Annotated in this window: 7 protein-coding genes; 5 read left to right on the top strand and 2 right to left on the bottom strand. The window is 55.6% G+C overall.

Features of this window, described 5'->3' with window-relative positions; translation table 11 throughout:
• Window positions 1–85 precede the first annotated feature (85 nt).
• Window positions 86–2326 (top strand): TonB-dependent receptor, encoded by a 2241-nt coding sequence (locus IE102_RS13125; RefSeq protein WP_308429928.1) that lies wholly within the window; start codon window positions 86–88, stop codon window positions 2324–2326.
• A gap of 560 nt (window positions 2327–2886) precedes the next feature.
• Here IE102_RS13125 and IE102_RS13120 read toward each other — a convergent pair.
• Window positions 2887–3240, bottom strand: a complete 354-nt coding sequence (locus IE102_RS13120; RefSeq protein WP_189487377.1) for a hypothetical protein — start codon at window positions 3238–3240, stop codon at window positions 2887–2889.
• Window positions 3241–3668: 428 nt separating this feature from the next.
• Between IE102_RS13120 and IE102_RS13115 the strand changes: the two genes are divergently transcribed.
• A complete protein-coding gene (locus IE102_RS13115) occupies window positions 3669–5801 on the top strand; it encodes a phosphocholine-specific phospholipase C (protein WP_189487375.1) in 2133 nt (710 codons plus the stop codon).
• On the opposite strand, the gene IE102_RS13110 is transcribed toward IE102_RS13115, so the two are convergent.
• Complete coding sequence (locus IE102_RS13110) at window positions 5788–6684, bottom strand: MurR/RpiR family transcriptional regulator (RefSeq protein ID WP_189487374.1); 897 nt, start codon at window positions 6682–6684, stop codon at window positions 5788–5790. The genes IE102_RS13115 and IE102_RS13110 overlap by 14 nt on opposite strands.
• A 173-nt stretch (window positions 6685–6857) precedes the next feature.
• Here IE102_RS13110 and IE102_RS13105 point away from each other — a divergent pair, with 173 nt between their 5' ends.
• The 3 genes from IE102_RS13105 to IE102_RS13095 form a co-directional block, all read left to right on the top strand.
• Complete coding sequence (locus tag IE102_RS13105; RefSeq protein ID WP_189487372.1) at window positions 6858–7622, top strand: HAD-IIA family hydrolase; 765 nt, start codon at window positions 6858–6860, stop codon at window positions 7620–7622.
• A gap of 194 nt (window positions 7623–7816) precedes the next feature.
• Window positions 7817–10069, top strand: a complete 2253-nt coding sequence (locus IE102_RS13100) for a TonB-dependent receptor plug domain-containing protein (RefSeq protein WP_189487370.1) — start codon at window positions 7817–7819, stop codon at window positions 10067–10069.
• Window positions 10070–10324: 255 nt separating this feature from the next.
• Window positions 10325–11854: alkaline phosphatase D family protein (locus IE102_RS13095; RefSeq protein ID WP_189487368.1), on the top strand; the 1530-nt coding region annotated here is incomplete at its 3' end.

Below are 11854 nucleotides of genomic sequence, written 5' to 3'. Positions count from 1 at the left end.
AAAACAGACAACGCATTTTGAAGGCGCAAGGTGTCTAGCAATCTAGGGGCACCTCAAACTGCCATTGCCGACAACACCTCCTCCGGTGTCCGCACCGGCCGTGGAACCGGAACCCCTTGTGGTGATTGTCACCGCGACCAAACGGCCCCGAAATCTTCAGAGGATTCCCATGGCCGTGTCGCAGGTCAAGGCTCGATCGCTGGAGATGTCGGGTTCGGAACAGATCGAAGAACTATCCAAGGTCGTGCCTGCGTTAACCGTCATTCAAGGCGATACACCGGCAAACAGCGCCTATTCGCTAAGGGGCATTGGCACCGTCGCCTATTCCATTTCTGCGGAACCCAGCGTGCTGGTGCAGGTCGATGATGTGCCCGCGATGTTTCAGGCCCGATCATTCATGGATATGACGGACGTTGACCGCATCGAGATTCTGCGCGGGCCTCAAAACACCCTTTACGGCAGGTCAGCCTCCGGCGGGGCGGTTAATATTATGACGGCCGGGCCCACGAAAGAGTTCACCGCCTCGCTGACCAACGTGATGACGTCTGACGAGGAACGCAGAGTGTCGTTTCATACGTCGGGACCTGCTGCGAACGATCTCTACTTTCGTGTCGCTGTTAATCTCGGAGACTATGCCGGTTCGGTCAAAAATCTGACGTTGAACAAGACCGTCAATGGCTATACCAGCCAGAGCCTCAGAACAAAACTACTGTGGTCGCCAAGTCGGCAAACCCAGGCCTTGCTGACGGCCTGGTACAGTCACAACCGGACGACCTGTTGCGCCTATGCGTTGTATGAAATTCCAGACGGGGCGACCTTGAATCCTGACGGCGGGCCGGTCGAGGAGGGGCAGGATGTTTTCCTGAAAGATATTATGCCTGGCGAACACAACCGCACGCTTCATCAGGATACGCGCACATTTGCTGACTTACTCGACGGCGGGGCATCCTTAAAATTTGATCATATTTTCGGGGGCGGCTTCCGATTTAGCTCAGTCAGCACCGTCACGGATTTTAGGATGCGCGACCAAATAGACTCCGACGGGGGTGTTATCCCAAACTATGCGACCCGCCAGATCAGTGCCGGTCGCCTCAGTCAGTCCGATTACGACAATTTGCTGAATGTTGAGCCGCGGTTTGCGAATTTTACAACTCAAGGCAATGTTCAGTTCGGCACGTACCACTCATCGGGAAAAACACAGGAATTTCGCCTACTGTCGCCCGCAGATCCTTTCAGATATATGGTTGGCGTGTTTGTAGCTGACCATGAGGTCAGTCTTGAAAGCGCGCGTGGCCCTGCGTTTCGTCAACACCGATGGAATGCCCTTGCGACCAATCGTGACGCGGACCTGTTCGGTCAGATTGACTGGACTTTTCAGCCTCGAAACTCGCTGTCAGTCGGTGCGCGATCGCAACATAAAACCATCGGATATCGTTTTGACGACCTGCTTGCGGGGGCATCGTTTTCGGGTGAGCATAAGGAGACGGCCAACAGCTACCGGGCGAGCTTGCAGCATACCAGCGATCAGGATGATACGCTGTATGTGGCGCTAGCGACGGGGTTTAAAGGTGCTGCCTTTGATCTCACAAGCGGATTTAATCAGGATCGGGCAGACCGCGGCCCTGCCAGGCCGGAAACGACGAAATCCATTGAGGCGGGATGGCGGGTACGAAACACGAAGGGCGACTACGCCAACCTTTCGGTTTTTCGTGTTGATTATGAAAATTTTCAAAGTCAGGCTGCGGACTATGATGCCTCAACCGATTTCCTGACAAACATAGATGAAGTCCGCACCCAAGGCGTAGAATTTGACGCTTTTCGTCGTATGTCCCCTGACTGGCGGTTAACGCTTGCCGGGCATTATCTCGATGCCAAGGTCGTCAAATATACCGGTGCCCCCTGTTATCCCGGACAGACCGTTGCGGAAGGCTGTTCAGGCGCGCCGGGGCGCCAAAACCTCTCAGGACGGCAACTTCCGTATGCGCCGCGCTGGAAGTTCAATGTCATGAGCGACAATCATTTTCGGCCTGATCCAAACCATTGGCTCGTAGTCAGTTCTGTCTACAGATGGCAGAGTGCAACGTTGATGTCGATGAACCAGGACCCCAGAGCCCGCCAGAAGTCATTTGGCATTCTGGACTTGTCGGCAGGGCTGCATGACCGGGGCGGGAAATACTCAGTCACTGCCTTCGTCAACAATGTTTTTGATACGTTTTATGTCGCCGCCCGCCAATCTGACGGGCGAACCAACTCCATGTCTGTCGTCCAAATCCCGGCGCGAGATTCGGCGCGATATGTGGGCGTGCGTATGACCTTTAGTCATTAGCTCCATTGAATGTTCGGTTTTTGGCAGCTTGCTTCGCGGTTGAGCAAAATGTCCGCATTCGGCGCGAGCCGGAACTTGTGAGACCGTAAGGGGCACTGCGATATAACTCCGCATAAATGGAGGGAAGATATATCGCAGCTTATTTCTCGCAAAATGGAATTAATGGAGGTGATCTATAGGAATATAAAGATGAGTTGTGCGCTTATGTACCCGTTCGACGCAACCAGCCGAATTCATCGCGCCGTATTGCCTCCAGTTTTTCTTTCAAAACTCTATCGGGAGCCAAGCAAAGTGTTCTAAACTCGCGTGCAAATCTCAGCCAATTTTCAGTTTGGGTAATTTTGCCCTATATTTTCAACAGCTTAAAAAGTTCGGCAATTCGTACTTTTGCGGCAATATATTGCCGAATTTTGTATCTGGTTGAAATTGTTATGAAATATTTGTTCGAGTCCTATATGCTCTCCGGGTAAATTTAATCGCATAATTTGCAATGCTCTTTAATTGGCTGTTTCGCATTTACGGGAATTATAACGGGCCGTAGCACTGGAGTGTTGCACCGCTTAGCCTTTAGCTCGCGGAATGGGGCGACGCCTGCGCACTAATCGCTTTGGTGAAATTGTTTCTTCGGCCGCCAATAAACTTTGCTCGCAGCAAGCGGACACTTGACTTTCCGCAACCTCTACTTCAATCTCCTTGCGGACAATTTGTTGAGCTTTTTGTTCTCGATCGAGAAGTTGCAGACTCATGAAGAAGCCGGTTAGGTTTTCCAGCATTTCCCTAGCATCTTCGTCTGTGAGAGGGCGGTCTGTTCGTTTTTGAAATAAATCCCTCGCCTCTTCTATCAGCCCTTTTGAAAATTTTGGCTTTCGGAGGCCTTCCCGGCGGTCAATGCTTTTGCCAAGGTGCTTGCTCATACCGCCTCCCTAAATTTTTATTGAACGGCGCCCGATTTTATCATTTACCGAGCATTGAGAGTAGGGGCTACAGCGGTGTTTGTAATTACAGCCGGACTTGGCCCATTGCGGACTCCATTGGAGTGAACGATTACAGCCAAAGCGGACCGGTGAATTATACATGCTCGGCCCGCTTCATTGCCAACTCTCCCCTATGTTAACGCGATCCACAATATCCACCGGTGGGTTTTTCAGCCAAGCTGGAAGGAATGAAGTCTACAAGCGCGCGATTCGGCTCAATCAATGTTATTACATTGTTGCGACCTAACCTACCAACACGAGGTGAGTGAAATTTATTATAATAATTCGCAATAATGAGTTTATTTCATTATTGTGTCATGTAGCTGCGGTACGACACCCTGAACTTCGGTTAGTCAGGGAGCGGTATAATGTCAGGTGCAGATCGGCGCGGATTTTTACGGATGCTGGGGGCAGGCGCTGCCGTCAGTGCTTCGGGTGGAGTGTTTCCACAGGTCATTGCCAGCGCTTTGTCGATCCCTGCCAACCGGGTGACAGGTACGATCAAGGACGTCAAACACGTCGTCATCCTGATGCAGGAAAACCGGTCATTCGATCACTATTTCGGGACGCTGAAAGGCGTGCGCGGCTTTGGTGATCGCCATCCGGTGCCGATGTCAAATGGACCGGTCTGGAAACAATCCGACGGCGCGCGCGAAATTCCACCCTATCATCTCGATACCAAAACCACCAACGCCATCGCCGTGCCGGGGACTCCTCATTCGTTCAGCGACTCTCAGGCCGCCTGGAATCAGGGCAAGTTCGGCTATTGGCCCAAATATAAAAACCCCTATTCGATGGGCTATTATAAGCGCGACGATATCCCGTTTCAGTTCGCTCTGGCCGAAGCCTTTACCATCTGCGACGCCTATCATTGTTCGATCACCACCGGCACTGATCCAAACCGTATTGTGTTCTGGTCAGGGGCCAATCACGATCCGCAGTTGCGCGCCAAGGGTATCAACGGTACGGACGCTGACTCTGAGCCCAATAACCTGCGCTGCTGGATCAAGGGCGCGTTGCCGGAGCCGGGTTACACCTATCAGGGCTCGGCTTTTAGCTGGCCGACCATACCGGATGTCCTCGAAGGGGCAGGGGTGTCGTGGCGCATCTATCAGGACCCGAACGATAACTGGACCGGAGCGATGCACGGTGGCCTCGCCTTTGAAAGCTTCCGCAACGCCAAGCCGGGCTCAGGGCTTTATGAGAAGGGTATGTCGAACTGGTCGCTGGAGCGGTTCGCGCAGGACGTAAAAGACGGCACCTTACCCGAAGTGTCGTGGATACTGCCGCCCAAGGATTGGTCTGAGCATCCGTCGGCCTCGACCCCCTTGCAGGGCGCAGAGTTCACCGCCGGTATCCTTCAGGCCCTGACCGCCAATCCGGAGGTGTGGAGCCGGACGGTGTTCTTCCAAACCTTTGATGAAAATGACGGCCTGTTTGACCACATGCCGCCGCCCGCGCCGCCGTCCTATACAGCCGCCGGTGAGGTGGCGGGTAAGTCAACGCTCGATCTTAAAGGCTTTTATTTCAACGACAAAGATAACAAATACCGCGTCAAGGATGACACCATCAGCGGGCCGGTGCGCCCGTGGGGCCTTGGGCCGCGTGTGCCGATGTATGTGGTCTCACCGTGGAGCCGCGGCGGCTGGGTAACCTCGGAAGTGTTTGACCATACCTCGGTCGGGCAGTTTCTGGAAAAGCGTTTCGATGTCACCATTCCGGCAATCAGCCCGTGGCACCGCAGCGTGTGCGGTGACCTGACCTCGGCCTTTGATTTTGCGACACCGAATGAGCCAGCCTTCCCCAAACTGCCGGATGCGTCGGGTTCACAAAAGGCGGTGCTTGCCCAGATCCATCGTAAGCGCATCGAACCGCCGGTTGCGGTGCAGGTCTTGGTGCAGGAGGAGGGTTCGCGTCCGTCACGGCCTCTGCCCTATGACCTTGAGGTTCGCGCACTGGTAAGGGACGCGCAGGTCGGCATGGAGTTTGTCAATTCGGGCCATAAGGGCGCGGTCTTTCAGGTCTATGACCGGCTGGACTTGGAGGCCATCCCGCGCCGCTACACGGTAGAAGCCGGAAAGTCGCTTAAGGATGTCTGGCCCGCCACCGCGCGTGGCAAAAGCTATGATTTCTGGGTGCTTGGGCCAAATGGCTTCAATCGCACGCTGAAGGGCCAGATGTCGGTCAGTGAGCCTGAAGTGACCTTCAAAGGTGATGCGAAAACCGTGCAAGTCAGCCTGTCGCTACGTAATCGGCACACAGCACCCCTGACGCTTCGGCTGGATGGCTCGGCCTACGGCGGGGCGGCGGGCGACATCACCCTCAAACCCGGTCAGACCGTAAAGCGTAGTTTCGATGCCGCCCAAAGCGGCCATTGGTACGACCTGTCCATAACCGCTCAAGGGTTTGAGCGCCGCTTTGCCGGACGGCTGGAAACCGGCAAGGCCTCGGTCAGCGATCCGCTCATGGGCGGTCAAGCAGCAGGGTTTAAAATCGTTTGATCGACAGAGTATCGAACGTGCGCTTCAAGGTGTCGGTGGCCTGATCGTAATCCGCCAGAGCGAGGGCGGCGATCAGGGCATCGACCACGCACAACTGGGCGATCCGGCTGGTCATGGCCTCGGTCCGGAACAACGTCTCCCGCGCCATGGTGAACAGCACCACATCGGCATGAGCCTGAATGGGCGAGCGGGCAAAATTAGTAATCACTACGGTTTTCGCACCATTGGCCTTGGCAAGTTTGGTTGACGCGACCGTCTCATGGGTAGCACCGGAATGGGAAATCGTCAGAACCGCTACATCAGGCGTGGTGCGCGATGCGCTGATGGCCTGAATATGGCTGTCGATCACAACCTTGGCTTCAAGGCCGATACGCAGCATCCGGTAATGGGCGTCCTCGGCGATCGGGGCCGAAGAGCCGATGCCATAGATTTCAATGCGCTTGGCGTTGCGGAAAACCTCCACTGCCTTGGCCAGAGATTTGGGGTCTATAACAGACAGGGTGTCGCGCAACGCCTGAATGCCGGAATGAAAAATCTTGCGGCAGACGGCGGGCAGATCGTCATCGCGGTTCAGGTCTTCGTGAATGAACTGAACCGGCTGCACCGTTTCTTGAGCCAGACTAAGTTTCAAATGCTGAAACCCGCTCAGGCCCAGCTTGCGGCAAAAATTGATGACGCTGCCCTCAGATGCCCCCGTCGCCTCGGACAGTTCCGTGACCGACATGCGCACAATGCGATCGGGCTGGGCCAGCACATAGTCGGCAATGCGTTGCGCGCCTTTGGCCAGGGTCGGATAGGCGATATTGATCCGCACCAGAGCGTTTTCAACCGGGGCATTTTCAGACGGCTGATTTGGGGTCTGGCTTTGGGGCGTATCGTTCATATCGGTTTCCATTTCGGCTCGCCGCCCTATCGCAGATCGCCCTCACGTCTTTCAAGGCATGATTCTGTGACACCTGATCACGCGTCGCAGGCTTTAGCTGAACATATCTATATCTCTGACCACAATCAAACTGAGTTTGGTTCATATTTTCGGTGACTAATTTGAATTATCTGATGACTTCACAAACGCGGCGGCTGGATGCGGCGCAAGATCTTCTGGCCGCGTCAAAGGCGGTACTACTTGACTGGGATGGCTGTCTGGCGCTGGGGGAGCGGTTGCTGCCGGACGCCGTGCGCTTTCTTAAAGTGTGGGGCGACCGGGCGGCGGTTGTCTCCAACAATTCAACCCATCTGCCGCAGGATTTTGCCAGAGTAATGGCGCGCGAAGGTGTTGATTTCGACCCGGCGCGCATTTTTTTGGCCGGGGCCGAAGCCGTGAGCGTCACGCAGGGCATTAAGACCGCCGATACCGTCATGGTCATCGGCAATGAGGTCATGAAAAACCATGCCCGCAGTCTGGGTCTGAACCTCAATGACGACACGACGGACGTGATTGTCCTGATGCGCGACACCGGGTTTTCCTATGATCGCCTTGAGAGGATTGTGAACCGCCTTAAGGCCGGGGCGCGGCTGATTGTGGCCAATCCCGATAAGACCCATCCCGGCGCGGACGGCCGGATCGTGCCGGAAACCGGCGCACTGCTGGCCGCCATTATGGCCTGCGTCGAAGGCCATAATGTAAGTGTCGATATCATCGGTAAACCGTCACCGCACCTGTTTGCGCGGGCTTGTGCGGTCTTGGGGGTTCCGCCATCTCAGGCGGTCATGCTGGGCGATAACCCGCTGACCGATGTGGCGGGCGCTGACGCCTTTGGGGCCAACAGCCTGCTGATCAATTCCACAGACGGTTTTCGCTTTGCCGAACTGCTGGGTCAATAGTGAGGTAAATAAAACTCAGTTTATAATAATAGTAAAAATGAGTAAAATTCATCCAACTGTCATCATTCGCTTTTTTTAGTGTCATGAGCCGTTGGTAAATTTCACATCGAACCCTGGGCGCTGAGTGTGTTTGCGCATGAGCCGGGGGAGCTGCTGCCGGTGGCGTAACCGGTTCCATATTTTGGGGATATATCATGTTTTTGAAAGCACCTTATGGTTCGCTGATGGGCCTGCTGGCTCTCGGTTGCAGCCTGAGCACTCTGGCCCATGCGGCTGACGACGTGGCCGCCGATGCCGCCGAACCGGTTCAGACCGTCACGGTCGAGGCCAAGAAAATGGCGCGTCAGACCCTGGCGGCTCAACAATCCGAAGCCTACGGCACTGAGGTTCAGATCGTCACTGCCCAGCAGATCGAAGATTCCGGCGCGATTAACCTGGCCGAAGCCATGCAGTTTCTGGTGAAAGGCGTCAATATCGGCTATTCGCCCGACGAAGGCGAGTTCACCATTCGTCTCGATGGCGGCGGGGATCGCGATACGCTGGTGGCGCTTGATGGCGTGCCGACCTATGACCGTGGCCCGGCGCTGGAGAACATCTGGGGTGCGACCGCGATGGACCCGCACATGATCGAAACCATCGAAGTTTATCGTGGCGGCAACAGTCTTTATTACGGCTCAAACGGCGGCATCGGCGTCGTCAATATCATCACCAAAAAGCCGGACGGCACCCGCAAAGGCGAGTTCGGCATCTCTTACGGTTCGTTCGAGACGCGCGAAATCTGGGGCAATTATTCGTTCCCGCTCGATAAGGCCGGCAAGCACAGCCTGATGGTTTACGGCACCATGCTGGCAACAGATTCACCGCGCATCTTTGACCCGACCAAGTTCACCGACAACGTCGCCCTGTCCGGTGGTATTCAGGATTACCCCTATAACCGCAACAATATCGGCGCGAAATATCTCTGGAAGATCGACGATAATACTGAGTTCCGTGCCAATGCCATTCTGGTCGAGAGCTTGTTCCAGGACCCGTTCCCGTCGGGCGAGTCCTATTCTCCCAATACCCTGCGTTATCCGATTATGGACGCGTCGTTCAAAAAGCATTTCAGCGACAGCTTATCGGTTGAGGCGTCTGCCTATTACTCGAACCCCAAACTTTGGAACGCTGAACTTTATCCGGAAGTCTGCCGCATAGCCGCTGGTTGTATCGATCCGAACAATCCGACCGTCACTATTCCGCGCGGAGCGTGGACAGGCGCTGTCGAGCCTGCCTTTGCCCACGGCTTTGGCACCACCAACCAGTTCAAATCCGGCTATAAGGAATATGGCGCTACCGTGCGCGCCCTGTGGCAGGTGCATAAGTATCTCGAACTGGTCAGCGGCGTTCAGTACGTGTCCTATAAGGACGACTCGTCTGAAGCCTTTGCGACCCCCAATAACGACAATGCCACGACCGGCGTGTTCTTTGACTTCCACCCCAAGCTGCCCTTCAGCCCCTCGACCAACATTTCGCTGGCGGTGCGGACGGATTTCTCGGACGCCTTTGACTCCAAGACCATCTGGAAATTTGGTGTGCGTCAGCCGATGGGTAACGCCTATATCCGCGCCAATGGCGGCACGTCCTACTCCCTGCCGCAGACCAATGAGCTTTATATCAACAACCCGCGTCCGCCGCAGGCCACCAGCCCGGTCTTTACGCTCGGTAATCCTGATCTGCTGCCGGAAGAAACCCAGACCTTCAACGCCGGTATTGGCTATCGCAACACCTTTGGCGCGTTCACGGTCAGCGGTGAAATCGGTGGGTTTGACACTGAAATTACCAACCGGATTTCGACCACATCAGGCCTGACGGTAAACACCTATTTCAACTCATCGGCCATCACCAAGATCAAGGGCATGACCGCCGAAGCTGATCTCCATATCGGTGATCAGTGGCACTTCGGTCTGGCCTATACCAGCACGGATGCGTCTGAAACCGCCGGTTCACGCAAAGGCCTGCAACTTCAGGAAACCCCGTCGTGGTTTGCCACCGGTGCGATTGACTGGAGTTCTAAAGATGGCCGCCTGAAGTTCCAGATGCTGCCGCGCTTCCAGGGCGCGGAATGGGCCCGTGGCGGTCCGGCTTTACCGGGGACGACAAAGCCTGCGGTCGGCGGCAAGGGCCAGGACACCGGCGTGCCGAGATATAGCAAGAACTTTGGCAACTACACGGTCGTCAATGCGTCGGTCACCTATCTGGCCGGTGAAGAGATGCAGCACCGCTTCCAGTTCCGCGTCGTCAACCTGTTCGACGAATACTATGCCGAACGCTATGGCTACGGGAACAATTTCTACGGAGCAGCGTTTAACCGCGGCGAATATTCCAACACGGACGACCGCTATTTCTACGGCTATCCGTTTGAAGGTAAGCCGCGCAGCTTCTACGCGACCTTTGCCACCAAGTTCTAGTAAGCGTTTTCCCAAAAAGTGGCTCCACTTTTTGGCTAAGAAAGAGCGACTAAACAAAAATTCACCTCTAACTTTGTGTGTGTCCCGTTCTAAAGGCGCAGGATCACAAAGGTCGGGCGGGCCGGTTAAACGGTCATAAGCGTCGTCCGGTCGCGTGATCCGCGCCCTAAAAAGCCTCATCTCAGAAGGCCATGTTTGAAGCGTAGTTTGCGTCTCAGACATGGCCTTTTTTATTTCGTTTCAAAAAGGTGTTTCATGTTCTCCAGACGACTGTTTCTGGCCGGATCGGCCGCAAGCCTGTGGATACCGGCGGTGGCGCGCGCAGCCTCCGGGGCCTATCATTTCACGCTCGGTGTGGCGTCGGGCAGTCCGCGCGATGACGGCATGATCCTGTGGACGCGGCTGGCGCTTGATCCGCTCAAAGGCGGCGGTATGACGCCTGAGCCGGTCGATGTGCGCTGGCGCTTAAGTTCTGATGAACAGATGAAAACCACCGTGCGCGAAGGGGTGTTCACCACCTCCGGCCGCGATGGCCATTCGGTCCATGTGCGCGTCGATGGTTTGGCTCCGGGCCGCGAATACTGGTATCAATTCTATTACGGGCAGGACGAAAGCCCTGTTGGCCGCACCCGCACCTCAAGTCGCAATGATCCGTCGGCTAAGCTGGCTCTGGCCAGTTGCCAGAGCTATGAGAGCGGCTATTTCACGGCCTATGGTGATATGGCCAAATGGTTGCCCGACTGCGTGATCCATGTCGGTGACTATATCTACGAAGGCGGGATCGGCACCTTAGGCGTGCGGATGCGCGATCTGGGCAATGGTCAACGACAGGCGTTTGAGACGGTGCGCCTGCACAACTCCGCTGAGATCGTGACCCTGTGGGACTACCGCAATCGCTATGCGCTCTATAAGAGCGATAAGGATTTACAGGCCGCCCATGCCGCCGCCCCGTGGATCGTGGCGATGGATGACCATGAGGTCGATAACAACTGGGCCGGTGATATCCCCCAAGACCCGGAGGCCCAGACGCCCTTAGAGTTTCAGGTGCGCAAGCTGGCGGCGTTTCAGGCCTATTGGGAACATATGCCGATCGAAAAGCCGCCGGTGATTGAGCAGCTTAAATCGAAGATTCAGCTCTATGGTCGCTATCGTTTCGGCCCGGCGCAGGTGCATCTACTTGATACCCGTCAGTTCCGCTCAGATCAGGCCTGTGGTGATAATCGCAAGGCTCCGTGCGCGGCGCTGGATGATCCGAAACGCACGCTTACCGGCGCAACTCAGGAGCAGTGGTTGTTGCGGGAACTGTCGGCATCGGACGCGGCGTTTAATGTGCTGGCGTCCCAGACCTGGTTCTCACCGTTCCGCTATAATGAAGGGCCGGAAGCCGCCGTGCGTAACCTCGACCAGTGGGATGGCTATCCGTTGCAACGTGACAAGATTGCCAAGGCCTTGGCCAAGGCTGACGGCACGCCGGTGGTGCTGTCCGGTGACTGGCATATCTCAGGCGCGATGACACTGCATGAAACCCCGACCGATCCGAACTCGAAAAAGATCGGTTATGAGTTTGCCGGCACGTCGATTGCGTCGCACTGTCCGTGGGCGGGTGACATGATGGCGGTGCGCGATGCCAATCCGCATGTCGCCTATCTCAATGGCCAGAAGCGTGGTTATGTCAGGAGCACTGTGACGGCTAAGGACTGGCACACCGAATACCGTGTGGTCAGCGATCCGGGGATTATCGGGTCGGGCGTCACAACGGATGCCGAGTTTCAAACTAAAGATATG

The sequence above is a fragment of the Asticcacaulis endophyticus genome (assembly GCF_014652575.1).
In the GTDB taxonomy this organism is placed as follows: domain Bacteria; phylum Pseudomonadota; class Alphaproteobacteria; order Caulobacterales; family Caulobacteraceae; genus Asticcacaulis; species Asticcacaulis endophyticus.
Note: the sequence above shows the minus strand (reverse complement) of the source record. Positions and strands in the feature narration are given on the sequence as shown.

Bases quoted from the DNA above. Each gene is read 5' to 3' on its own strand.
- IE102_RS13120 (WP_189487377.1), bottom strand. From the start codon at position 3,240: ATGAGCAAGCACCTTGGCAAAAGCATTGACCGCCGGGAAGGCCTCCGA.
- IE102_RS13115 (WP_189487375.1), top strand. From the start codon at position 3,669: ATGTCAGGTGCAGATCGGCGCGGATTTTTACGGATGCTGGGGGCAGGC.
- IE102_RS13110 (WP_189487374.1), bottom strand. From the start codon at position 6,684: ATGAACGATACGCCCCAAAGCCAGACCCCAAATCAGCCGTCTGAAAAT.
- IE102_RS13105 (WP_189487372.1), top strand. From the start codon at position 6,858: ATGACTTCACAAACGCGGCGGCTGGATGCGGCGCAAGATCTTCTGGCC.
- IE102_RS13100 (WP_189487370.1), top strand. From the start codon at position 7,817: ATGTTTTTGAAAGCACCTTATGGTTCGCTGATGGGCCTGCTGGCTCTC.